20 protein-coding genes are annotated in these 24,426 nt (G+C 68.8%); 9 read left to right on the forward strand and 11 right to left on the reverse strand.

Going from position 1 to position 24,426, the window contains the following annotated elements:
• Positions 1-294 precede the first annotated feature (294 nt).
• The 3 genes from pdhA to ACIHFB_RS21775 are packed head-to-tail and all read left to right on the forward strand — an operon-like array spanning position 295 to position 3,876.
• Positions 295-1,443 carry a pyruvate dehydrogenase (acetyl-transferring) E1 component subunit alpha gene (gene pdhA, locus ACIHFB_RS21765; protein WP_400127639.1) on the forward strand — a complete coding sequence of 383 codons (1,149 nt, stop codon included), beginning with the start codon at positions 295-297 and terminating at the stop codon, positions 1,441-1,443.
• 2 nt (positions 1,444-1,445) lie between these two features.
• The gene (locus ACIHFB_RS21770; RefSeq protein ID WP_365271886.1) at positions 1,446-2,453 is read left to right on the forward strand and encodes an alpha-ketoacid dehydrogenase subunit beta; all 1,008 of its coding nucleotides are present in this window, start codon (positions 1,446-1,448) and stop codon (positions 2,451-2,453) included.
• A gap of 10 nt (positions 2,454-2,463) precedes the next feature.
• Positions 2,464-3,876: a dihydrolipoamide acetyltransferase family protein gene (locus ACIHFB_RS21775; protein WP_400127640.1), complete on the forward strand. Its 1,413-nt coding sequence runs from the start codon at positions 2,464-2,466 to the stop codon at positions 3,874-3,876.
• Between the two features lie 79 nt (positions 3,877-3,955).
• On the opposite strand, the gene ACIHFB_RS21780 is transcribed toward ACIHFB_RS21775, so the two are convergent.
• From ACIHFB_RS21780 to ACIHFB_RS21795, 4 genes are all read right to left on the reverse strand, one after another.
• Positions 3,956-4,327 (reverse strand): nuclear transport factor 2 family protein, encoded by a 372-nt coding sequence (locus tag ACIHFB_RS21780; RefSeq protein WP_365271891.1) that lies wholly within the window; start codon positions 4,325-4,327, stop codon positions 3,956-3,958.
• Between the two features lie 29 nt (positions 4,328-4,356).
• Complete coding sequence (locus ACIHFB_RS21785; protein ID WP_400127641.1) at positions 4,357-5,070, reverse strand: SDR family NAD(P)-dependent oxidoreductase; 714 nt, start codon at positions 5,068-5,070, stop codon at positions 4,357-4,359.
• Positions 5,071-5,208: 138 nt separating this feature from the next.
• Positions 5,209-5,820, reverse strand: coding sequence for a TetR/AcrR family transcriptional regulator (locus ACIHFB_RS21790; RefSeq protein ID WP_365271897.1), 612 nt, complete (start codon positions 5,818-5,820; stop codon positions 5,209-5,211).
• Positions 5,821-5,946: 126 nt separating this feature from the next.
• Positions 5,947-6,846 carry a serine hydrolase gene (locus ACIHFB_RS21795; protein ID WP_365271900.1) on the reverse strand — a complete coding sequence of 300 codons (900 nt, stop codon included), beginning with the start codon at positions 6,844-6,846 and terminating at the stop codon, positions 5,947-5,949.
• 239 nt (positions 6,847-7,085) lie between these two features.
• Here ACIHFB_RS21795 and ACIHFB_RS21800 point away from each other — a divergent pair, with 239 nt between their 5' ends.
• Positions 7,086-7,748 carry a GntR family transcriptional regulator gene (locus ACIHFB_RS21800; protein WP_365271903.1) on the forward strand — a complete coding sequence of 221 codons (663 nt, stop codon included), beginning with the start codon at positions 7,086-7,088 and terminating at the stop codon, positions 7,746-7,748.
• A complete protein-coding gene (locus ACIHFB_RS21805) occupies positions 7,745-9,040 on the forward strand; it encodes an MFS transporter (RefSeq protein ID WP_365271906.1) in 1,296 nt (431 codons plus the stop codon). The genes ACIHFB_RS21800 and ACIHFB_RS21805 overlap by 4 nt, the downstream gene beginning before the upstream one ends.
• 30 nt (positions 9,041-9,070) lie before the next feature.
• Here ACIHFB_RS21805 and ACIHFB_RS21810 read toward each other — a convergent pair whose 3' ends face one another.
• Entirely contained in the window at positions 9,071-9,895 is an 825-nt protein-coding gene (locus ACIHFB_RS21810) for a maleylpyruvate isomerase family mycothiol-dependent enzyme (protein ID WP_365271909.1), read from the reverse strand.
• Between the two features lie 165 nt (positions 9,896-10,060).
• Between ACIHFB_RS21810 and ACIHFB_RS21815 the strand changes: the two genes are divergently transcribed.
• Complete coding sequence (locus ACIHFB_RS21815) at positions 10,061-10,858, forward strand: carbon-nitrogen family hydrolase (protein WP_400127643.1); 798 nt, start codon at positions 10,061-10,063, stop codon at positions 10,856-10,858.
• 26 nt (positions 10,859-10,884) lie between these two features.
• On the opposite strand, the gene ACIHFB_RS21820 is transcribed toward ACIHFB_RS21815, so the two are convergent.
• The 5 genes from ACIHFB_RS21820 to ACIHFB_RS21840 form a co-directional block, all read right to left on the reverse strand.
• On the reverse strand, positions 10,885-13,554 hold the full coding sequence (locus ACIHFB_RS21820; protein WP_400127644.1) for a SpoIIE family protein phosphatase: 2,670 nt from the start codon (positions 13,552-13,554) through the stop codon (positions 10,885-10,887).
• Between the two features lie 58 nt (positions 13,555-13,612).
• A complete protein-coding gene (locus ACIHFB_RS21825; RefSeq protein ID WP_365271918.1) occupies positions 13,613-14,107 on the reverse strand; it encodes an LURP-one-related family protein in 495 nt (164 codons plus the stop codon).
• A gap of 299 nt (positions 14,108-14,406) precedes the next feature.
• Complete coding sequence (locus tag ACIHFB_RS21830) at positions 14,407-15,705, reverse strand: M18 family aminopeptidase (RefSeq protein ID WP_400127645.1); 1,299 nt, start codon at positions 15,703-15,705, stop codon at positions 14,407-14,409.
• Between the two features lie 96 nt (positions 15,706-15,801).
• Positions 15,802-17,628 (reverse strand): acyl-CoA dehydrogenase, encoded by a 1,827-nt coding sequence (locus ACIHFB_RS21835; protein ID WP_400127646.1) that lies wholly within the window; start codon positions 17,626-17,628, stop codon positions 15,802-15,804.
• A gap of 133 nt (positions 17,629-17,761) precedes the next feature.
• A complete protein-coding gene (locus ACIHFB_RS21840; RefSeq protein ID WP_365271927.1) occupies positions 17,762-18,613 on the reverse strand; it encodes an intradiol ring-cleavage dioxygenase in 852 nt (283 codons plus the stop codon).
• A gap of 127 nt (positions 18,614-18,740) precedes the next feature.
• On the opposite strand from ACIHFB_RS21840, the gene ACIHFB_RS21845 reads away from it, so the two are divergent.
• From ACIHFB_RS21845 to ACIHFB_RS21855, 3 genes are all read left to right on the forward strand, one after another.
• Entirely contained in the window at positions 18,741-19,208 is a 468-nt protein-coding gene (locus tag ACIHFB_RS21845) for an SseB family protein (protein ID WP_365271930.1), read from the forward strand.
• Positions 19,209-19,395: 187 nt separating this feature from the next.
• Positions 19,396-21,336, forward strand: coding sequence for an Ig-like domain repeat protein (locus tag ACIHFB_RS21850; protein ID WP_365271933.1), 1,941 nt, complete (start codon positions 19,396-19,398; stop codon positions 21,334-21,336).
• 118 nt (positions 21,337-21,454) lie between these two features.
• Positions 21,455-22,426, forward strand: coding sequence for a pirin family protein (locus ACIHFB_RS21855; protein WP_400127647.1), 972 nt, complete (start codon positions 21,455-21,457; stop codon positions 22,424-22,426).
• An 80-nt stretch (positions 22,427-22,506) separates the two neighbouring features.
• On the opposite strand, the gene ACIHFB_RS21860 is transcribed toward ACIHFB_RS21855, so the two are convergent.
• A complete protein-coding gene (locus ACIHFB_RS21860) occupies positions 22,507-24,156 on the reverse strand; it encodes a recombinase family protein (RefSeq protein ID WP_400127648.1) in 1,650 nt (549 codons plus the stop codon).
• Positions 24,157-24,426: the final 270 nt, after the last annotated feature.

The following is a 24,426-nucleotide window of genomic DNA, read 5'->3' on the forward strand; positions in this document are numbered from 1 at the left end:
GTGGCCTGGGTCGGCGGGATAACGTGCCGTTGCTCCGGCCTCCTGCAAGGCTGTGACCAGCACCCCTTCGAGCACTTCTCGATTTACTTGGAAATCCAAGCAAAATCGCAGGTCAAAGGGGGTTTCACAGAAATGTGGAGCACTGGGTAACGTGATTGTTGCAGGGCGCTCGCCGGGGCACCTGTCACGCCTGTTCCGGCCGAGTGGCACCCACCCCGTGCACGGGTGTCGGACCAGGTGAGCCGCACTGGTTTACCCGGCAACCCCGGGGGCCGGACCGACGGAGGAGCACACGTGACCGTGGAGAGCACTGCCGCGCGCAAGCCGCGACGCAGCGCCGGGACCAAGAAGTCCCCGAGCACCAAGCCCGAGCTGGTTCAACTTCTGACAGCCGAGGGCAAGCGCGTCAAGAACGCCGAGTACGACCCGTACGTCGCCGACATCACCCCCGATGAGCTGCGCGGTCTGTACCGCGACATGGTGCTCACCCGCCGCTTCGACGCCGAGGCCACCTCCCTTCAGCGCCAGGGCGAGCTGGGCCTGTGGGCCTCGCTGCTCGGCCAGGAGGCCGCCCAGATCGGTTCCGGCCGGGCCACCCGCGAGGACGACTACGTCTTCCCGACCTACCGGGAGCACGGCGTCGCCTGGTGCCGCGGCGTCGACCCGGCCAACCTGCTCGGCATGTTCCGCGGCGTGAACAACGGCGGCTGGGACCCCAACAGCAACAACTTCCAGCTCTACACGATCGTCATCGGCTCACAGACGCTGCACGCGACCGGCTACGCGATGGGCGTGGCCAAGGACGGCGCGGACAGCGCGGTGATCGCCTACTTCGGCGACGGCGCCAGCAGCCAGGGCGACGTGGCCGAGTCCTTCACCTTCTCCGCGGTCTACAACGCCCCCGTGGTGTTTTTCTGCCAGAACAACCAGTGGGCGATCTCCGAACCCACCGAGAAGCAGACCCGCGTGCCGCTCTACCAGCGCGCACAGGGCTACGGCTTCCCGGGCGTCCGCGTCGACGGCAACGACGTACTGGCCTGTCTGGCCGTGACGAAGTGGGCGCTGGAGCGGGCCCGCAGCGGTGAGGGCCCGACGCTCGTCGAGGCGTACACCTACCGCATGGGCGCGCACACCACCTCCGACGACCCGACCCGTTACCGGGGCGACGAGGAGCGGCAGTCCTGGGAGGCCAAGGACCCGATCGCCCGCCTCCGCGTGTATCTCGAAGCCTCAAACCACGCGGACGAGGGATTCTTCGCGGAACTCGAGGCCGAGAGCGAGGCGTTGGGAAGGCGAGTGCGCGAAGCGGTCCGCGCCATGCCGGACCCGGACCACTTCGCCATCTTCGAGAACGTGTACGCGGACGGGCATGCGCTCGTCGACGAGGAGCGAGCCCAGTTCGCCGCCTACCAGGCGTCGTTCGCGGATGGAGAGGGGGCCTGATCATGGCAGCGGAAAAGATGGCTCTGGCCAAGGCGATCAACGAGTCGCTGCGGCGCGCTCTGGATTCCGACCCCAAGGTCCTGATCATGGGCGAGGACGTCGGCAAGCTCGGCGGTGTCTTCCGTGTCACCGACGGCCTTCAGAAGGACTTCGGCGAGAGCCGCGTCATCGACACCCCCCTCGCCGAGTCCGGCATCGTCGGCACGGCGATCGGCCTGGCCCTGCGCGGCTACCGCCCGGTGGTGGAGATCCAGTTCGACGGCTTCGTCTTCCCGGCGTACGACCAGATCGTCACCCAGCTCGCCAAGATGCACGCGCGTGCGTTGGGCAAGGTCAAGCTCCCGGTCGTCATCCGCATTCCGTACGGCGGCGGAATCGGCGCGGTGGAACACCACTCGGAGTCCCCGGAGGCCCTGTTCGCGCATGTGGCGGGCCTGAAGGTGGTCAGCCCGTCAAACGCCTCGGACGCGTTCTGGATGATGCAGCAGGCCATCGAGTGCGACGACCCGGTGATCTTCTTCGAGCCCAAGCGGCGCTACTGGGACAAGAGCGAGGTCACGTGGTCGACCAGCGGCTCCGCCGCGGGTGATGAGGCCATCCCGGGCCCGCTGCACAAGGCGCGCGTGGTGCGCGAGGGCTCGGACCTGACCCTTGCCGCCTACGGCCCGATGGTGAAGCTCTGCCAGGAGGTCGCCGACGCGGCGGCCGAGGAGGGCAAGAACCTCGAGGTTCTCGATCTGCGCTCGGTGTCCCCGCTGGACTTCGACTCGATCCAGACGTCCGTCGAGAAGACCCGCCGCCTGGTCGTGGTCCATGAGGCGCCGGTGTTCTTCGGCTCGGGCGCGGAGATCGCCGCCCGGATCACGGAGCGCTGCTTCTACCACCTGGAGGCCCCGGTGCTCAGGGTCGGCGGCTATCACGCCCCGTATCCGCCGGCCCGCCTGGAGGACGAGTACCTGCCGGGCCTGGACCGGGTGCTCGACGCCGTCGACCGCGCCCTGGCGTACTGAGGAGAGGGGCGTGACGACGATGACTGAAGCGTCCGTACGCGAGTTCAAGATGCCCGACGTGGGCGAGGGGCTCACCGAGGCCGAGATCCTCAAGTGGTTCGTCCAGCCCGGTGACACGGTGACGGACGGCCAGGTGGTGTGCGAGGTCGAGACGGCCAAGGCCGCGGTCGAACTCCCCATCCCGTACGACGGCGTGGTCCGCGCACTCCACTTCCCCGAGGGCACGACGGTGGATGTGGGCACGTCGATCATCGCGGTGGACCTGGCCGGCGGGGCGCCGCCGGTGGAGGCTCCACCGGCGGAGGAATCCAAGCCGGAGGGTTCGGGCCGCACGCCGGTGCTGGTGGGCTACGGCGTCGCCACATCCTCCACCAAGCGCCGCCCCCGCAAGGGCCCGGAGGTCCCGGTCCAGGCGGCCTCGACGGCGATCCAGGGCGAGCTGAACGGCCATGGCGCGGCCCCGGCCCCAGCTCCCGCTGCGGCTGCCGCGCCCGCCGCGGCTTCCGCTCCCGTCCAGGACCGCCCGCTGGCGAAGCCGCCGGTGCGCAAGCTGGCCAAGGACCTGGGCGTCGACCTGGCGACGGTGATCCCGTCCGGCCCGGACGGCATCATCACGCGCGAGGACGTACACGCGGCGGTGGCGCCGCTGACGGCCCCCGAGCCGGTGACGCCGGTGCCGGCGCCGACGGCGGCCCCGACCCCGGCGGCGGCGTACGACACGGCGCGCGAGACCCGTATCCCGGTCAAGGGCGTCCGCAAGGCGACGGCGGCGGCGATGGTCGGCTCGGCCTTCACGGCGCCGCATGTCACCGAGTTCGTCACGATCGACGTGACGCGCACGATGAAGCTGGTCGAGGAGCTCAAGCAGGACAAGGAGATGGAGGGCCTGCGGGTCAACCCGCTCCTCCTGATCGCCAAGGCCCTGCTGGTCGCGATCAGGCGCAACCCGGATGTGAACGCGTCCTGGGACGAGGCCAACCAGGAGATCGTCCGGAAGCACTACGTCAACCTGGGCATCGCGGCGGCGACACCGCGCGGCCTGATCGTCCCGAACATCAAGGACGCCCACGACAAGACGCTTCCGCAACTGGCCCAGGCGCTGGGTGAGTTGGTGACGACGGCGAGGGAGGGCAAGACCTCCCCCGCCGCCATGCAGGGCGGCACGGTGACCATCACGAACGTCGGCGTCTTCGGCGTCGACACCGGCACCCCGATCCTCAACCCCGGCGAGTCCGCCATCCTCGCCGTCGGCGCGATCAAGCTCCAGCCCTGGGTCCACAAGGGCAAGGTGAAGCCGCGCCAGGTGACGACGCTGGCGTTGTCCTTCGACCACCGTCTGGTGGACGGGGAGTTGGGCTCCAAGGTCCTCGCCGACACGGCGGCGATCCTTGAGCAGCCGAAGCGGCTGATCACCTGGGCCTGAGATGCACGCGGGCGGCCCCTGTCCTCCTGGACAGGGGCCGCCGTGCCCGAGGGGGTCCGTCCGCCGGCAGCGGGACGGGCTAGTCGAGGCGGGAGACCTGGTAGTGGCTGATGTACCAGCCCTCTTCCGTACGTTTCACCAGCACGCTGAGGTAGAGACCGATCGTGGCCCGGTCGGTGAACGAGAAGTCGACGGCCAGATAGCCGAGCACCAGGTCATCGGCCGGGACTCTGGTCTCCAGGATGCGGTACTCGGCCGTCAACCCGAGCGGCTGGGAGTCGTAGTAGGCGGCGATGCCCGCCCTTCCGACGGTGTAGGGGTGCAGCCCCTGGAAGATCGCGTCCTCGGTGAACTGGGCTGCGACACGCTGCGGTTCATGGCCGTCGACGGCGCTCTTCCACCGGTCGAGGACGTCCCGGAGGATCGCTTCGCTGCTGGTGCTGCTGTTCATCAGGTCTCTCCTGCTGGGCGGAATCGCGGTCAGTGGCCGGCGCTCATGCCACCGTCGACGTGGAGGATCTCGCCGGTGACGAAGGGGGCGTTCTCCAGATAGGCGACCGCGTCCACGATGTCGCTCTGCTCGCCCATCCGGCCCACCGGGTGCAGGGCCGCGAGGGCCTCATGGGTCTCCTCGGGGTGCATGGGGGTCCTGATGGTGCCCGGTGCGACGGCGTTGACGCGGATGCCGCGCGTGGCGTACTCGATGGCGAGGGACTTGGTGGCGGACTGGAGGCCGCCCTTGGTCAACGAGGCGAGTACCGACGGGACTCGGGCGTCGGCGTTGTCGACCAGGCTGGTGGTGATGTTGACGATGTGGCCGCCGCCGTTGGCGAGCATGTGCTCGACAGCCAGCTGGGTGATGCGGAAGAACCCGTCGAGGTTCACTCCGGTCACGACGCCGTAGTCGTCCTGGGTGTAGTCGGTGAACGGCTTGGCGACGAAGATGCCCGCGTTGTTGACCAGGGTGTCGACACGGCCGAACCGCTCGACGCCGGCGGCGATGACGCGTTCGGCCGTCGCGGGGTCGGCGATGTCGCCCTGGACGGTGAGGACGCCCGCGTCGTCGGAGGGGGCGATGGTGCGTGAGGTGGCGACGACGGCGTACCCCAGCTTGCGGTAGTTCTCGACGAGACCGGCGCCGATGCCCTGCGAGGCACCGGTGATGACGGCGACCTTCTGGTTCTGAGTGCTCATGGTGACCTTCTCGGGAGGGAGGGCTGGATGGAGGGCTGCAACCGATCCCTACTAGCCGACCGGTCTACTATTTGACCGTAGACGGCCTCCCGGGACTCGGCCAGGACCGGCCTCCTCCCACCTGGTAGGTGCGGACTCCTAAACCAGGTCGACAGGTGCGGGGGCGCCGAGCAGCGCCAGGCAGTTCCGCCACAGCGGGCCGAGCCGTTGCGTGCTGTTGTACAGCTTCGCGAACAGCACCTGCCCCTCCAGCTGGGCCACCACGGAGCGCGCGGCTTCCCGGGTGTCGCTCACCGTGACTTCGTCGCGCGCAAGAGCCTCGACGACGACCGAGTCGACCATGTCGACCTGGGCGTCGAAGATCTCCTGAAGTCGACCGCGGATGGCCTCGGTGTGATTGCTCAGTTCCAGCGTGAGGTTCCCGAACAGACAGCCCGAGACGGTGCCACAGCTCTGCTGCCCGGCACGCTGGCCCGCCTCTGTGGCCTCGAACAGCAGGCGCAGACGCGTCAGCGGTTCCGTCTCGCCGGTCAGGATGTGCGTCCAGGTGCGCTTCTGCTCGGCCCACTGCTCGTCGATGACGGCCAGGGCGAGAGCTTCCTTGGATTCGAAGAAGTAGTAGAAGCTGCCCTTCGGCACCCCGGCCGCCTTGCAGATCTCAGCCACACCCAGTGCGGAGTAACCACGCAGCTCGATCAGCGACTGCGCGGCGCCGAGAATCTTCTCCCTGGCATCGCTGGTCCGTCCCATGGAGCGAGTGTACGACCGGTCGTCTACTCCGGACCCGGGCCCATCAGGACCCCCGACGGAACGCCGAAGGGGCCCGCCCGTCCGCTCGGGACGTGGTGGCGGGCCCCTTCTTCAAGGCTGCGGGTATCAGGTGATCTTCGCGTAGCCGTAGTTGATGAGCTTCTTCACGTCGGCCGTGCGGTTGGCCTCCGAGGAGGAGGTGAGGACGGCGCCGACCACCGACTCGCCGTTCTTCGTGGCGGAGAAGACGAGGCAGTACTTGGCCTGGGTGCCGGAGCCGGTCTTGACGCCGAGCGTGCCGTTCCAGCCGAGCAGGGTGTTGGTGTTCTTCCAGGCCGCCATCGTGCGGGTGGAGCCGGTCTTCGTGACCGTCTTCGCCGTGTACGACTTGGTCTTGACGACGCCCCGGAACGCGGAGGTCTTCATCGCGCTGCGCGCGAGCTTCGTCAGGTCCTTCGGCGTCGAGTAGTTGGCGCCATTGCTTATGCCGTCGAACGAGTCGAAGTGCGTGTTCGCCATGCCCAGGGTCCTGGCCATGGTGTTCATCTTGCCGATGAACGACTTCACGCGCGCGGACACCGTCGAGCCGGAGCCGTACTTGTCGGCCAGCGCCATCGCGGCGTCGCAGCCGGACGGCAGCATCATCCCGTACAGCAGCTGACGGACGGTGACCTTGTCGCCGACGATCAGCCGGGCCGAGGAAGCGCCCTTGGAGACGATGTAGTCGCTGTACGCCTTCTTGATCGTGACCTTGGCGTCCAGGTTCAGGTTCGACTGCGAGAGCACGACCTTCGCGGTCATGATCTTCGTCGTGGAGGCGGTGAGGCGCTTCGTGTCACCCGCCTTGGTGTAGAGGGTCTTGCCGTTGGCGCTGTTCATCACGAATCCGCCCTTGGCGGTGATCGTGGGCGTCGTGACGGCCTGTGCCGGTGCCGCGGTGAGGGCTCCGGTGGCCAGCATCGCGCCGGTCGTGACGGCCACGGCTGCGGCTCTGCGGACACGGATGCCCTTGATGGCGGTTGTCAACTCAAATACCCCGAATACGTCGAATTCCCCTGAAGTGCGGCCGAGTTGAAGGGAAAGCAGGCAGGCCGCATACGTGTGACATGTAAGTAGCACAGAAGGTTGTGTGTCGTGCGGGGCGAATCTGAGATCTTTCCCGGGGCTTTCCCCGCCCTTTTCCGGGCGGCGTTCCGGCGGTCTCGTCACGTCCGCATGCTGGAATGAGCGACCGCATGCGTACGTGTTGTATCTAAGCTGTGGCCATGTCCTCAGCCCCGCCCGCACCCGTCAAGCAACCACCTGCCGCCGACCGCGTCTACGCCCATGTCAAGCAAGGTGTCCTGGAACGCCGTTATGAGGGCGGCATCCTCCTCACCGAGGGCGAACTCGCCGAGGCCGTAGGGGTGTCGCGCACCCCGGTGCGGGAGGCGCTGCTCCGGCTGGAGGTCGAGGGGCTGATCAAGCTCTACCCGAAGAAGGGCGCGCTGGTCCTGCCCGTCTCCGCGCAGGAGATCGCGGACGTGGTGGAGACGCGGCTGCTGGTCGAGGAGCACGCCGCGCGGAAGGCCGTACCCGCGTCCTCGCAGCTCATCGCGCGGCTCGAGGAACTGCTCGCCGAGCAGAAGGCGCACGCCGCCGACGGCGACCTGGCCGCGGCCGCCGTCACCGACCGCTGCTTCCACGCCGAGATCGTCCGCAGCGGCGGGAACGAGATCCTCTCCCGGCTCTACGACCAACTGCGCGACCGGCAACTGCGCATGGGCGTCGCCGTGATGCACTCCCACCCCGACCGGATCGCCAAGACACTCCACGAGCATGAGGAGATTCTCGACGCTCTGCGTTCCGGAGACGCGGAGGCGGCCGTCGGTGTCGTCCACCGGCATGTGGGCTGGTTCTCGCACCTCGCACGGGGTGAGGTCCGTTGAGCGCCGTCGCCCTCCCCGGGGACCCGCCGGGCGGCCGCCGTGCCGTCGCCGTCTGGGGCATAGGCGTCTCGGTCTACTTCGTCGCCGTCATCTTCCGTACGTCGCTGGGGGTCGCCGGCCTCGACGCGGCCGAGCGGTTCCACGTGGGCGCCTCGGCGCTGTCCACGTTCTCCATCCTCCAGTTGCTGGTGTACGCGGGCATGCAGATACCCGTGGGCCTGCTGGTCGACCGGCTCGGCACCAAGAAGGTGCTGACGATCGGCGTGGTCCTCTTCACGGCCGGGCAACTGGGCTTCGCCTTCTCGTCGTCGTACGGCATGGCCCTCGCCTCGCGTGCGCTGCTCGGCTGCGGTGACGCGATGACGTTCATCAGCGTGCTGCGGCTCGGCACCCGCTGGTTCCCGGCGCGGCGCGGGCCGATGGTGGCGCAGCTCGCCGGGCTGGTCGGTATGGCGGGCAACCTCGTCTCGACGCTGGTGCTCGCACGGCTGCTGCACGGCGTGGGCTGGACGGCGGCCTTCGCGGGGAGTTCGCTCGCCGGTGTGGTGGTGCTGGTTCTGATGCTGCTCTTCCTCAAGGACCATCCCGAGGGCCACGAGCCGGAGCCCTTCCCCCATCAGGGCGCGGCGTACGTACGACGGCAGATCGCCGCCTCGTGGCGGGAGCCGGGGACACGGCTGGGGCTGTGGGTGCACTTCACCACGCAGTTCCCGGCGATGGTGTTCCTGCTGCTGTGGGGGCTGCCGTTCCTGGTCCAGGCGCAGGGGCTGTCACGGGCGACCGCCGGGGAACTGCTCACCCTCGTCGTGCTGTCGAACATGCTCGTGGGTCTGGTGTACGGGCAGGTCGTCGCCCGGCACCATGCGGCGCGGCTGCCGCTCGCGCTGGGGACCGTGGGGGCGACGGCGTTGATGTGGGCGACGGTGCTGGTGTATCCCGGGCAGCGGGCGCCGATGTGGCTGCTGGTGGTGTTGTGTGCGGTGCTCGGGGCGTGCGGGCCCGCGTCGATGATCGGGTTCGATTTCGCGCGGCCGGCGAATCCGCCGGAGCGGCAGGGCACGGCGTCCGGGATCACCAACATGGGGGGCTTCGTCGCCTCGATGACCACGTTGTTCGCGGTCGGGGTGCTGCTGGACGCGACCGGGGACGACTACACCGTCGCGTTCTCGTCGATGTTCGTGCTTCAGGCGCTGGGCGTGAGTCAGATTCTGCGGTTGCGGAAGCGGGCGGCCCGGCGGGAGCGGGAGCGGTTGGTGGCGAGCCGGGTGTCGACGGTGCACGTCCCTGCGTGAAGCCGCCCGCCGCCCGCTGGGCCGCTTCCGCTACGGCGTCACCGTGAAGTTCCTCAGGATCGCCGCCGTCAGCTCCACATCCCCCTCCGCCTTGATGCGGTCGGCGGCCGACTCCAGGGTCACGCGGCCGAAGGCAAGGCGGAGGTAGGTCTCCCAGTCGAGGGTGAGGGTGGCGGCGGGGCCGAGGGCGGGGGCCGTTTCGAGGGTGCCGCGGCCCTGGATGTCGACGCGGATGGTGCGCAGGAACTCGATGGGGCCGTGGACGTCGAAGACGATCGCCGAACTGCGGGGCGCGTTCGCCTTGTTCGCGACGATGTCGGGGAGGGCGGCGAGCAGGACGTCACGGGCCACGTGCGCGCCGGGTGAGTCGAGGTTTCCGGGGCGGCCGAGGGCGATGCGGAGGTCCTGCTCATGGGCCCACACGTCGAACGCGTGGTTGCGCATGGCCTCTTCGAGCGTGATCTCGGAGCTGAGCGGGCCGCGCACCTTCGTGCCGGGGTCGCGGGTTTCGTTCCGCAGCTGGCGGTTGCGGCGGATGGTGACGAGCTCCAGCTCGGACGTCATCTCCGGCGCCGTGTGGTGGCGGCGTACGTCGACCTGCATCTCCATGTAGCGCTGGTGGTCGTTGGTGACGTGGTACAGGTCGCGCGGAAGCGTGTGGATGGGGCGCGGGTCGCCGAGCATCTCGCAGTCCAGGCCGATGACATGGGAGACGACGTCACGGACCGACCAGCCGGGGCAGGGTGTCCGCCGGTTCCACTCGCCCTCCACAAGGGGCTGCACCAGCTCGGATATCGCTTCGATGGAGTGGGTCCAGGCGTCGGCGTAGGGCTGGAGAGTGGGATGCAGACTCACGGAACGGGACCCCTCGGCGGTCGGTACAGGGCTGGTGGTGGGCGGCGGCTGCTTTCGGCGGGTGTCTTGGAACGCTAAGTTACGCTGCTGTGAGGCACCCCGGCAGTGCTTTCGTGTGACGATCGTAGGCCGTGTGGACGGGTCGAATGCCAGGACGGTGGTAGCGTGCGCGCCTCATTGCTCCAGATCGCAGTAAACGAGGGCGAATCGATCGAATCGCGCCGACGGCGGGTGGCTTCGCTGGTACGGGAGCAGGCCGGGGCCGCGGATGTCGTCGTACTGCCGGAGCTGTGGACGACGGGGGCCTTCGCCTACGAGGAGTTCGGCAGCGAGGCCGAGCCGCTCGAAGGGCCGACCTACGAGGTGATGGCGAAGGCCGCGAGCGAGGCCGGCGTGTGGCTGCATGCCGGGTCGATTCCGGAGCGGGACCCCGAGGGGCCGCTCTACAACACCTCTCTGGTCTTCTCCCCCTCCGGTGACCTGGTCGCCGCCTACCGCAAGATCCATCGCTTCGGGTTCGACAAGGGCGAGGCGGTGCTGATGGGCGCGGGCGGGGAACTGGTGACGGTTCGTCTGCCGGAGACGACCCTCGGGGTGGCCACCTGCTACGACCTCCGTTTCCCCGAGTTGTTCCGCGGTCTCGTCGACGCCGGGGCCGAGACCTTTGTCGTCCCGGCGGGCTGGCCGGAGCGCCGCCGGTCGCACTGGACGCTGCTGGCTCAGGCGCGGGCGGTGGAGAACCAGGCGTTCGTGCTCGCCTGTGGAACGGCCGGGACGCACGCGGGAGTTCCACAGGCCGGTCACTCGATCGTGGTGGATCCGTGGGGCGAGGTGCTGGCGGAGGCCGGTGCCGGGGAGCAGGTGCTCACGGTGGAGTTCGACCCCGGGAAGGTCCCGGTGACACGGGAACAGTTCCCGGCGCTCAAGGACCGCGTGCTGGGGCTGGAGCGACCGCGCGGGTAACCCCCGTAGTCCGGCCGGCCCGGCCGTCACTTCTCCAGCGGCTGCTCGGTCCAGATCACCTTCCCGCCCCCCGAGTAGCGCGTCCCCCACCTCTCCGCGAACTGCGCCACCAGGAACAGCCCCCGCCCGCCCTCGTCCGTCGACGCCGCGCGGCGCAGATGCGGCGCCGTGCTGCTGCCGTCCGAGACCTCGCAGATCAGGGATCGGTCGCGGATCAGACGGACGTGGATGGGGGCGGTGGCATGGCGGAGGGCGTTGGTGACCAGCTCGCTGAGGATCAGCTCGGTCGTGAAGGCCTCCTCCGACAGGCCCCAGGCCTGAAGCGTCCCGCCGGCCGCCGCCCGGACCCGCCCCACCGCCGAGGGGTCGGCCGGCACGTCCCAGGCCGCCGTGCGGTCGGCCGCGAGCCGGTGGGTGCGGGCGACGACCAGGGCGATGTCGTCGCGCTGCCGGTCGGGCAGCAGGGCGTCGAGGGTCGCGTCGCAGGTCTCCTCCGGCGTCCGCCCGGGGCCGGTCAGTGCGCGGCGCAGCAGCTCAAGACCCTCGTCGATGTCGCGGCGCTGGTCCTCGACGAGCCCGTCCGTGTAGAGCACGAGACTGCTGCCCTCGGCCAGCCGCACCACCGTCACCTCGAAGGGAAGCCCGCCGCCCAGTCCCAGCGGGGGCCCGCCGGGGACGGTGAGGAACTCCGCCTCGCCGTCCGGATGCACGACCGCCGGTTCGAGATGGCCCGCGCGGGAGATGGTGCACACCCCGGACGCGGGGTCGTAGACGGCGTACAGGCAGGTCGCGCCGGTGACCGGCGCGCCGCCCTCCTCGCTGCCGTCACTGCCCTCGTCCTGGTCGATGCGGGCCACCAACTCGTCCAGGTGCCACAGGAGTTCGTCGGGCGGGAGGTCCAGGGTCGAGAAGTTGTCGACGGCCGTCCGCAGCCGTCCCATGGTGGCCGCCGCGTGCAGGCCGTGCCCGACGATGTCCCCCACCACCAGCGCCACCCGCGCGCCGGGCAGCGGGATGACGTCGAACCAGTCGCCGCCGACCCCGCCCTGTGCGGCCTGCGCGGGCAGATAGCGGTAGGCCACGTCCAGGGCGCTCTGGTCGGGCAGGGCCCGTGGCAGCAGGCTGCGCTGGAGGGTGACGGCCATGCCGTGCTCGCGGGTGTAGCGGCGGGCGTTGTCCATGCTGACGGCGGCGCGGGCCACCAGTTCCTCGGCGAGGGAGACGTCCTCCTGCTCGAAGGGCTCCTGCTGCTCGGCGCGCCAGAAGGTGGCCACACCCATGATGACGCCGCGGGCGCGCAGGGGCACCGCGAGCATCGAGTGGATCCCGAACGCCACCAGTCCCCGGGCCCGTTCGGGATCCTGCACCTGCCAACCGGAGAACGTGGTCATGTCCTCCTCCAGGATCGTCTGCCCGGCGAGGAACCCGACGGCCTGCGGGGTGGCCGGCACGAAGTGGATCAGCCGGCCGAGCCCGTAGAGCGGGCTGCCCTCCTTGACGCCCCGGAACGCGACGCGCCGCATGGCCGTGTCGCCCGCCTTCGGCTCCCCGCCCCGCAGCACGGGATCCGCCAGGTCGACCGTGACGTAGTCGGCGAACCGGGGGACCGCGAAGTCCGCCAGCTCCTGTGAGGTGCGGGTCACGTCGAGGCCGGTGCCGACCTCCAGTCCGGCGTCGAAGAGCAGCCGCAGCCGCTCCTGCGCCACCTCCGCCCGGCCGGTGAGGGACTCCAGCTCGGTGGTGTCGCGCAGGGTGGCCACACTGCCGGCCGGGCCGTCGTCGCGTGCGGTGGACCGCTGGCTGACCGCCAGCAGCCGGCCGCGCGTCGGATGCACCTCGTCGGTGGCGTGCCGGCCGGAGTCCAGCAGCCGGGCCAGATCGCGGCCGATGGCCAGGTCGAGGGTGGGCCGGCCCTCCGCGTCCGGCCCCAGCGCGAGCAGCCGTCGCGCCTCGTCGTTGGCCAGCGCCAGCCGTCCGTCGCCGTCCGTGATCAGCACGCCTTCCCGTACGGCGTGCAGGACCGCGTCGTGATGCTCGTACATCCGGGTCATCTCGGCGGGCCCCAGTCCATGCGTCTGATGCCGCAGCCGCCTGCTGACCAGGGCGGTTCCGGCGGTGGCGACGACGAGGGCCACGCCGGCCGAGGCGATCACCACGGGCACCTGGTGGTCGACCACCCCGCTCACGCTGGCCAGCGTCACCCCGGCGGCGACCAGACCGACGACCTTGCCTTCCGCGTCCGTCACGGGGACGACGGCCCGCACGGAGGGGCCCAGTGTGCCGGTGTAGGTCTCCCGCACGACTCCGCCCGCCACGGCCGGGGCGATATGGCCGATGTAGGGGGCGCCGATCCGGTCGGGGTTCGGGTGGGTGTAGCGGATCCCGTCCGTGCTCATCACCACGACGAAGTCGATGCCGGACGCCTTGCGCACCGCCTCCGCACGCGGCTGGAGCACCGCGGACGGGTCCGGCCCCGTCAGGGCCGCCACGACCCCCGGAGAGTTCGCGACGGTCTCGGCCACGGCGAGGGAGCGGTTGCGGGCCTCGCGCTCGCTGTCGCTGCGGACCTGGAGCACGACGGCGATCACCGCGGCGACGACGAGCAGCACCACGATCGCCGCCTGCCACACGAAGACCTGGCGGGCGACGGTGGGGGCGCTCAGCACCGGGCGCAGCCGGTCGAGAAGTCCGGCCATGACTCTTTTGTCTCACATAGTGCGTCGGTGCGGGCACCTCAGCTCATGACAGTCGGCCCTAATCCGCCTCCCGCTCCTTCTCCGCCAGGTGGATCACGCACACCGCCACCGCGATCAGCAACGCCGGATCCGCGTCGTCGCGGACGACGTCGACGCCGTAGGTGTCCCGGATGTGCAGCCAGCGCCGGGAGATCACGGCGAGCAGTTCGCCGTCGTACTCGACGGCGAACTCGCGGTCGAGGACCTTGCCGCTGACGTCGAGGTCGGTGCCGTCGACCAGGGACACCCGGTAGTGGTTGCGCAGCAGCGACAGCCGCTTGCGCTTGATGCGGGCCAGCAGGTCGCCGCTCCGCTCGATCACCATCGTGTCCCGCAGGGCGAACATCTTCTGGTGGATGTCGATGAGGACGCGCCCCTGCGTGTCCTTCAGCTCGAAGGTGTCCCGCAGGCGCATCGCCTTGCCGTCGACGAGGTACACCTTGTTGCCGCGGTCGTCCTCGATCCAGTAGTCGTCACCGAAGCCGAGGAGCCGGTCGCGTACGAGGAATCTCATGAGACGAGGGGTTCCCCGCCGACGCCTGTGAAACGCCGCCGGTAGGCCGACGGGCTGAGGGTCATGCCCCGACCGTCAGCAGCCGTACCCGTCGCGGTAGTGGTGCCGGTCCTCTTCGACGACCGGCACCGAAGGGCGTACCTCGACGCGGCGGCGGCGGGCGACGCTGAGGATGATGCATCCTCCCCCACTCTCGGCTTCGCTCGAGCGGGGGGACCCCCATGGCCCATGAGCTGTCGCCTCCCTTTCCGGTCCGGTCGTTCCGGCCGGTCGGCGACGGGTACCCGGCCCGGCGGACGTTACCCCTCCAGAAACGCCACCAGGGCGTTCGCCAGCAGATGCGGGTCGTCGACGCCGCACAGCTCGCGCGCACTGTGCATCGACAGGATCGCCACCCCGATGTCGACGGTCTTGATGCCGTGCCGGGCCGCGGTGATCGGGCCGATGGTCGTGCCGCAGGGCATGGAGTTGTTGGAGACGAAGGACTGGAAGGGAACGCCGGCCCGCTCACAGGCCGCCGCCCACACCGCACGCCCCGAACCGTCCGTGGCGTAGCGGTTGTTGACGTTCACCTTCAGGATCGGCCCGCCGTTGATGCGCGGGTGGTGCGTCGGGTCGTGCCGCTCCGCGTAGTTGGGGTGGACGGCGTGGCCCGTGTCGGAGGAGAGACAGACGGTGCCGGCGAAGGCGCGTGCCTTGTCCTCGTACGATCCTCCGCGCGCGAACACCGAACGCTCCAGCACGCTGCCGAGCAGCGGCCCGTCCGCGCCGGTGTCGGACTGCGAGCCGTTCTCCTCGTGGTCGAAGGCGGCCAGCACCGGGATGCACGGCAGTTGTCCGCCGCCCGTCGCCACCGCGGCCAGCGCCGCCGTGCCCGCGTGCACCGACAGCAGGTTGTCCATGCGCGGCCCCGCGACCAGCTCCTTGTCGCGGCCCAGGTAGGCCGGCGGTTCCACGGAGTGGACCATCAGGTCCCAGCCGGTCACCTCGCCCGCGGCCAGATCGTTCTCCGACTCCAGGAACGCGATCAGGTCGCCGTCCCGCACGGTGTCGCCCAGGCCCCAGACCGGCTGGAGGTGGCGCTGCTTGTCGAGCTTGAGGCCCTCGGAGGAGACCGAACGGTCCAGGTGGATCGCCAGTTGGGGGACGCGCAGCAGCGGGCGGTCGACGTTCACCAGACGGGTCGAGCCGTCCCTGAGCGTCAGCCGGCCCGCCAGGCCCAGGTCGCGGTCCAGCCAGGAGTTCATCAGCGGGCCGCCGTAGATCTCGACCGCCACCTGCCGCCAGCCGTGCGCCCCGGCGTCCGGCAGCGGCTTGACCCGCAGGTTCGGCGAGTCGGTGTGCGCGCCCGCGATCCGGTACGGCGTGTGCGGCGCGGCGCTCTCGGGGACGTACCACGCGATGATCGCGCCGCCGCGCAGCACGTACTTGCCGCCGCTCGACCCGTCCCAGGCGTCCGTCTCCGCGACCTGCTTGAACCCGGCCTTCTCCAGCCGCTCGGCGGTGTTCGCCACGGCGTGGTACGGCGTGGGACTCGCCGCCAGGAAGGTCATGAGGTCGTCGGTGTGGCCGCGGTCGAAGCGGTGGGGTTCGCTCATGGGTTCACCTTAACGACGTACGAGGCTTCCTTGACGACGTACGAGGGCCCGCTCCCCATGACCGGGAACGGGCCCTTGTGACGGGGGACCAACGGGCTAGAACGCGGCCTCGTCCAGCTCCATCAGGTCCAGGTCGACGCCCTCGGCGAGCTTGCGCGCACCGGTGACGCCCGGCAGGACGGTGGCCGCGAAGAACTTCGCCGCCGCAATCTTGCCGGTGTAGAACGACTTGTCCCTGGCGGACGCGTTCGGCAGCTTCTCGGCGGCGACCGCGGCGCCCTTGAGGAGCAGGTAGCCGACGACGACGTCACCGGAGGCCATCAGCAGGCGGGTGGTGTTCAGGCCCACCTTGTAGATGTTCTTGACGTCCTGCTCGGTGGCCGCGAGGTCGGTGAGCATCAGGCCGACGATGGCCTCCAGCTCGACGGCGGCCTTCGCGAGGTACTCGCGGGCGCCCGCCAGCTCCTCGCCGCCGGTGCCGAGCGCGAGGAACTTCTTGATGTCCTCGGCAAGGGAGTTGAGGGCCGCGCCCTGGTTGCGGACGATCTTCCGGAAGAAGAAGTCCTGGCCCTGGATCGCGGTGGTGCCCTCGTACAGGGTGTCGATCTTGGCGTCGCGGATGTACTGCTCGATCGGGTACTCCTGGAGGAACCCGGAGCCGCCGAAGGTCTGCAGCGACTGGGCGAGCTGCTCGTAGCCCTTCTCGGAGCCGTAGCCCTTGACGATGGGCAGGAGCAGGTCGTTCAGCGCGTGCTCGGTCTTCGTGTCCTCGCCCGCGGCCTCCTTGACGGCGATCGCGTCCTGGATCGAGGCGGTGTAGAGGACCAGGGCGCGCATGCCCTCCGCGTACGCCTTCTGCGTCATCAGCGAGCGGCGCACGTCCGGGTGGTGGGTGACGGTGACCTTGGGCGCGGCCTTGTCCATGAAGTTGGCCAGGTCCGGACCCTGGACGCGCTCCTTGGCGTACTCCAGCGCGTTCAGGTAGCCCGTCGACAGTGTGGAGATCGCCTTCGTGCCGACCATCATGCGGGCGAACTCGATGATGCGGAACATCTGGCGGATGCCGTCGTGCTTGTCGCCGATCAGCCAGCCCTTGGCGGGGTGCTGGTCGCCGAAGGTCATCTCGCAGGTGTTGGAGGCCTTCAGGCCCATCTTGTGCTCGACGTTCGTGGCGTAGACGCCGTTGCGCATCCCCAGCTCGCCGGTCTCGAAGTCGAAGAGGTACTTCGGCACGAGGAACAGGGACAGGCCCTTGGTGCCGGGACCGGCGCCCTCGGGACGCGCCAGCACGTAGTGAAGGATGTTCTCCTCCATGTCGTGCTCACCGGAGGTGATGAAGCGCTTCACGCCCTCGATGTGCCAGGAGCCGTCCTCCTGCCGGATCGCCTTGGTGCGCCCGGCGCCCACGTCCGAACCCGCGTCGGGCTCGGTGAGCACCATGGTGGAGCCCCAGGTTCGCTCGACCGCGATCTGCGCGATCTTCTTCTGGACGTCGTTGCCCTCGTCGAAGAGGATCCCGGCGAAGGCCGGACCGGAGGAGTACATCCACACGGCCGGGTTGGCGCCGAGGATCAGCTCCGCGTACGACCAGATCAGCGAAGGGGGAGCAGTGGTGCCGCCGATCTCCTCGGGCAGGCCGAGCCGCCAGTACTCGGAGTCCATGAACGCCTTGTAGCTCTTCTTGAAGGACGCGGGGACCGGCGCGGTGTTGGTCTCCGGGTCGAAGACCGGCGGGTTGCGGTCGGCGTCGGCGAAGGACTCCGCCAGGTCGTTCTCCGCGAGGCGGGTCATCTCGTCGAGGATGGATTTCGCGGTCTCGACGTCCATCTCTTCGAACGGGCCCGTGCCGTACAGCTTGTCGCGCCCGAGTACTTCGAAGAGGTTGAACTCGATGTCGCGGAGATTCGACTTGTAGTGCCCCATGGCGACGGCTCCGTAAAGAGAGATCGGCGAGGCACTTGGTTCCTCGCGCTAGTTCACATACCAACAAGTAGCTACTCGATGATGCTACCCGTCGGTAATAAGACGCAACCCCGATCCGGCCATCTGTGACAGGTCACACCGGGACCGTCAGCGTCGCCGTGTACCCCTTCTCCACGCTGCCCTCGACCGCCGCCAGCTGCTGGTCATAGCCGTCGCTGAAGATGTTGTCCGTCTCCAGGGACAGCTCGCCGAGGTTCCGCACGCTCTGGCTGTAACCGTTCGATGCGTACACCGTGTCGCAGACGTCCTTGGGGAACGCGAGCTGCGAGGTGTTCGTGATGGAGGTGGCGGCGGTGGCGTCCTCAAGGCTGCCGTAGACCTCGAAGTGGATGTGCGGCCAGCGGCCGGTGTAGCAGGCCGGGAAGATGCTCTTGAAGGTGACCTGTCCTTGGTCGTCGGTCTCCTGGACGCCGCGCAGATAGTTCTCCTCGGTGACGCCCTCGGAGTACAGGGAGTAGTTGCCGTCGCGGTCGCAGTGCCAGAGGTAGACGGCGGCGCCCTGTTTCGCCGTGCCGCAGCCGGAGGCCGCGTCCACGACCGTGAGCGTGATGGTCAGGGGCACGCCCTCGGCGGTGCCGCCCGCGGAGTCGCCGAAGCTCTTGGTGATGTCGCTGCGGACGACACCGCTCTCCTTGAGGACGTTCACGCCGTTGGAACCGTCGCCGGGGTAGGGGCCGGCGGTCTCGTTCGGGATCGTCGCGCACTCGGACGCTTCGCCGGCGGAGCCGGCAGAGGAGGAAGACGCGGAGGAGGGGGAGGACGAAGAGGTCGCGGAGGTGTCGTCCTCGGCGGAGCAACCCACCAGCGGTATCAGGCTCGCCCCGGCCATCAGCCGGATCATCCGTCGGCGGGCGAGGACGGGAAGGTCGTAGGACAGCCCTCTGTCGTGCTCGTGGTCCTCGTCGTGGTGGTGCGATGTGCCCATGGCCGGTCTCCTCGCTGCTCTCTGGTAGGCCGGACGCTATGAGCGGCCGTTGTGGAAAACCAGGGCCCCGCCTGTGAAGTCCCCGTGACCCGCCTTGCAGGGCCGCGCTCTCGGTACGCTTGCGCCCATGTACGGCTACGACCAGAACGCCGGTGCCCAACAGGGCTACGTCCCCCCGCAGCAGCCGATGCCCGGCGGGTACGGACAGCAGCAGCCTCCGCTCTACCCCGAGCCGTCTCCACCCTCGCTCGCGGACGCGGTGCGTGCCTTCACCACGGGGCAGGTGTCCGCCGAGGACTTCCAGCAGGTCTTCGCGACGTCGAAGGTGTACTGCCCGCGCGGTGACAACCCCGGCTTCCTCGCCCTGCACAACACCCAGCAGCCGGTGATCCCGATGTTCACCTCGCTCAAGGAGCTGCGCCGGTACGCGGGCAAGGAGTCCAAGTACTTCGTGATCACCGGTGCCGAGGTGATCGACCTGCTGCCGACCGGCTACGGCTTCGTCCTGGACATGGAGGGCGAGCACCGGATGGTGTTCGACGCGAAGGCGGTCGAGCAGATGGTGGAGTTCGCGATGCGGCGGATGTACGGCTGACCCCACGACCGGCGGGAACTCCGCGGAAAAAATCTCCACCTGATTGTCACAGCCATGCCATAGACTCCCCCCTGGCAGCCGCGCCCCACACGTCACCGCTTGTCAGCGGTTCACGTCCGGGTGCCGCGCGGCGCTCTCATCTCCCGGCGACCCCGGGATTTCTTGTGGGGGTTTCATCACTGTGCGCATGCGCAGCACTTCGGCCGCGACGGCACTCGCGGTCCTCTTCAGTTCCGTGGCGCTGAGCGTCGCGGCCGCCGGTACGGCCTCGGCCGAATCGGCCGTCCTCACCCAGCCCGTCGGCCTGGTCGTCGACGGCGCCCTTCAGCGCGTCTTCGTGGCGGACCAGGACAACGGACGGATCCTGGCCACCGACTACAAAGGCACCCTGGTCGACCTGAACGTCGGCTTCGGCCGCCCCAGCGATCTCGCGCTCTCGGACGACGGTCTCACCCTGTACGCGGCCCTGCCGACGACGCACGAGATCGTGGCGGTCGACGCGGCCACCCTGGAGGTCAGGACCCGCTACGACCTCGGCGCCGGCGTCGACCCGCGTGAGGCGGCCTTCGCCGGCGGGCGGCTGTGGTTCTCGTACCGGACGACGGACGAGACCGGCTTCCACGGCAATCTGGGCGTCATCGACCCCACCGCCGTCGACGCGGCCACCGCGGTGACCCTCGGGCAGCTCCCGGAGGGTGTCGCCCCGTACTACAACGCGGCCGTCCTCGATGCGGACCCGTCCTCACCCGGTCTGCTCGCCTTCCACGACAGCGGCGACCGCGCGGGCGCGATCAACCTGCTGGACGTCTCCGGCACCACCCCGCAGGTGGTCGCCAAGACGGACGCCGACCGCTGGACCATGGACATCGACCTCATGCCGGGCGCCTCCCAGGTGCTCTGGAACGGGTACCGGAAGCTGAACCACGCCGACGGCACCTTCACGGAGGTCGCGGGCCTCACCGAGACCGGCTGGTCCGCCGACGTCTCGCCGGGCGGTCTGATCGCCCAGGCCTATGACCGCCATGTGAACGTCTACAAGGCGGGCTCCGACAAGCCCGTGCGCCGCTTCGACGCCGGGAACTCCGGCATGGGCGAGGTGGCCTGGGCCCCGGACTCCTCCCGGGTGTTCGCCCTGGCCGGCAACGGGAACAACACGTACACCCTCAAGGTGTTCACGGGCCCGGCGCTCAGCGTGCCGACCCTCACGGTCAACGCGCCCGCGTCCGCGACCCGCGCCAAGAAGCTCACGGTCACCGGCAAGCTCACGGCGAACGTGCCGTTCGCGGTGGGCACGAAGCTCGCCGTGACCCGCACCGACCTGGAGAGCCCGAACGGCAAGGCGCTGGCGGCCGTCACGGTGAAGGCGGACGGCACGTACTCCTTCGCGGACACCCCGCCGGCCGGCGGCAAGGTCAAGTACACCGTGAAGTACGCGGGCGACGCCGAGCACACGACGGCCGGCGCCTCCGACACCGTCGAGGTCTCCCGCGCCTCGACCTCCCTGAGCCTGAACAACAACGGCAAGCTGTACAACTACGGCGCCGACGTCAAGTTCACCGCGCACCTCGGGACGACGTACAAGAACCGCTCGGTCCAGATCTACGCGGACCCCTTCGGCGGCGACAAGTCGAAGAAGCTGATCAAGTCCGGCAAGGTCAACTCCGCCGGCGACATCAGCGCGTGGGTGGACATGACCCGCGACACGGCCGTCACCGCGGTGTTCTCGGGCGACGCCCGCTACAAGCCGAAGACGGTCAAGGCCACGGCTTACGCCCGGGTCAAGGTCTCCACCGCCGTCACCAAGCACTACAAGACGGCGAAGATCGGCTCGACGTCGTACTACTGGTTCCACAAGAACACCGACCCGCTGCTCACCACGACGATGAGCTACTACCCGGGCCGTCAGCAGCGCTTCGATCTCCAGGTCTACTACCAGGGCTCGTGGTACTCGGCGGACTCGCAGTACTTCCCGATCGGTACGAACGGGAAGTCGGCCGTCAGCCTGGAGGCACCCGGTGAGTCGGGCATCCGGGCGCGGATGCGGTCGGTGTACGTCAACGGCTCGTCCGGCGACACCGTGAACTCGACGACGTACGGGGCCTGGAAGTACCTGTACTTCAGCAACTGACGCGGGCCCCGGCCCGCACACGGCGCAGCCCGGAGGGAATGTCCTCCGGGCTTTCGTCGTTCTGGGGTGGCAGAAAGTTCAACGCTCAACTAAACTGGCCGCACAAGGAGGTACCGACATGCCTGCAGTGACCGTCGAGAACCCGCTCACGCTGCCCCGCGTAACCGCGCCGGCCGACGCCGTGGCACGTCCCGTGCTCACCGTCACGACCGCGCCGAGCGGTTTCGAGGGCGAGGGCTTCCCGGTGCGCCGGGCGTTCGCCGGGATCAACTACCGCCATCTCGACCCGTTCATCATGATGGATCAGATGGGGGAGGTGGACTACGGTCCCTTGGAGCCGAAGGGGACCCCCTGGCATCCTCACCGAGGCTTCGAGACCGTCACATACATCATCGACGGCACGTTCGTTCACCAGGACTCCAACGGTGGTGGCGGCACCATCACGAATGGCGATACGCAGTGGATGACGGCTGGTTCGGGCCTGCTGCACATCGAGACTCCGCCTGAGTCGCTGGTGATGTCCGGCGGGCTGTTCCACGGGCTTCAGCTCTGGGTCAACCTGCCCGCCAAGGACAAGATGAAGGACCCGCGCTACCAGGACATCCGTGGCGGCCAGGTCCAGCTTCTGACCTCGCCGGACGGCGGCGCCCTGCTGCGGGTGATCGCGGGCGAACTGGACGGCCACCAGGGCCCCGGCGCCACCCACACCCCGATCACGATGATCCACGCGACGCTCGCGCCGGGCGCGGAGATCACGCTGCCGTGGCGTGAGGACTTCAACGCGCTGGCGTACGTCCTTGCCGGGCGCGGCTCGGTCGGCACGGACCGACGCCCGGTCCACCTCGGCCAGACCGCGGTCTTCGGCACCGGCGGCTCCCTCACCGTCCGCGCGGACGAGAAGCAGGACTCCAACGCCCCGGACCTGGAGGTCGTCCTCCTCGGCGGACAGCCCATCCGTGAGCCGATGGCCCACTACGGCCCCTTCGTGATGAACAGCCGCGAGGAGCTCCAGCAGGCCTTCGAGGACTTCCAGAAGGGGCGGCTGGGGACGATCCCCGCTGTGCACGGAATGTCGGAGGGCGGGCTGTAAAGGCACGCCGGTTCGTCAGGTTGGGCAAGGCTCGAAGCCGAAAGCTCGCTTTGCGGCTTCGAGCCGTTTCCACGTCTGTGCTAAGGCAGTACGCCGAGGTTGATGCCGCCTGCCCAAGTGATGCTCACGCGTGACTCGGTGGGCACGCCTTGTCCTGCGTGGCGGTAGGCCTTGCGTACCTCCACGCGGTCCAGGAAGAAGCGGAAGAAGGCACGCTTGTCGTCTCGGGTTGCCTGGTTCCACCATGAGCCGGGGCCGATGGGGTCTGTTCCGTTGTGCGGTAGCCAGGTGGAACGGGGGAGTTCAACGCGCTCGCTGTTTCCCAATTCTGCAATTCGGGCATCCAGTGCCCTCATGCGTTCGGCGAGCTCGCGTTCCTGTCGCTCCTCGGCGCGCTGCTGTTGCCGCTCGTGCCGAAGGTTCGCGCGCTCGGCCAAGAGCCAGTCTCGCTCCTCAGTGACCTGCGGGGATTCCTGCTGCTCCTGTTCGTGCGCATAGCGTGCCAATGCGGTCGCGAGAACGCTCTTGGTCGCTTGGTCGCCTTGTGATGTCGCGACCACTGCCAGAACCTGTCGGGCGAGATACTCCTCGATCCCCTTCGCCCCGATGGTCACGTCTCCCCTGTGCTGGTCTGGCATCACGGTCCGGCGGCGGCACCGGTAGTGCTTCTTGGAGCCGGTTCCGTCATGCGTCATGTAGGTCCCGCATTCGCAGTACAGGAGTTTCATCGCGGACAGGATTCCTGAGGGTTGGCCCTGCCAGTCCCCGCCGCCGGGGTGGCGCTCTTCTACCCAGTCCTGCACGCGGTACCAACTCTCGGGGCTGACGATCGGCTCGTACGTCTGTACGGGGTTGCCGCTGTCATCCCGGATGATCCGGTACTCGGCGATTCTCCTGCTCGGCGTACCGTCCCGTCGGGTGCCGTACACGCTCTCACAAGCGAAGCCGGCGATACGCGGGTCCACCAGAATGCGCTTGACGGTGCCCGTGTCCCAGGGAGCGTCCGCGCGCAGCTGTGCGGTCTTCCTGCCGCGTGTCAGGTGTCCTTCGGCTTCGAGTTGGCGGGCGAGCTTCCAGCAGGAGCCGGAGGTGTCGCCCGTGGCGGCCCATTCCTCGACGATCTCCACGATGCGGCGGACGATCGGTGCTTCGTGTCGCGTGTCGGGCGTGAGGACTTTGACGTTGACTGGCCTTCCGTCAGCGGACCTGCGTGTCTCGTGTACGAGGGTGAAGCCGAACGGGGCTTTTCCTGTGTAGCCGCCCAGGCTGGCTTCCAGCGCTTTGGCGGCTCTGATGGCGTGGCTCTTGTTCAGGCTTTCTTCGTGGTTGGCCTGGAGCTTGAACAAGAGTTCCGTGAGAGCGAGCTGGTTGTCGGCGTGGAATTCGCGATGCTCGCCGACGCTGATGATTCGGACCCGGTTCATGAGGAGTGGGCGGAGTTCGTTGATCGTCTCTGTGGCGGTCTTCCGGCTGAGCCGGGACATGTAGTGCACCAGGATCACGTTGATGCGGCCGGCTCGGACATCGCGCAGCAGTCGTTCGTAGGCGGGGCGTTCCACGTCCTTGAAGGCGCTCATGCCCAGGTCCTCGTAGACCTCGATGTGGTCCGGTGGAGTGTCCCATTGCTGCATGGCCCTGAGGCACTCTTCGCGTTGTGCGGTGGTGCTGGCTTCGCTGCCGGTGGCGCGACGTTCCGACTGGCGTACGTAAATCCCCGCGTGGATCGCCATGTCGGTCACCATTCCCGGCCTGTCTGTGGCTGTGAGGCGTGCGGGAGTGGGCAGGGCGGCATTAGAGTCGCTGGTATCCATGAGATCGGTCCGTTCGATCCTGTGGTGAGACCCCGGCGGGTGCGGCTAACACCCGGCCGGGGTTGTTTGTTACCGGGAACGCTAAGTGATCGCTACGGAGTGTCGCAGCTCATTGCCAAAAGTGATCTGCCCTGCTGTGCGCGGTGGTTGGAGCTCGGGCAGCGCGAGTTGTCTGGAGCCGGGGTGTGC

The sequence above is a fragment of the Streptomyces sp. NPDC051963 genome (genome assembly GCF_044593495.1).
Taxonomy (GTDB): domain Bacteria; phylum Actinomycetota; class Actinomycetes; order Streptomycetales; family Streptomycetaceae; genus Streptomyces.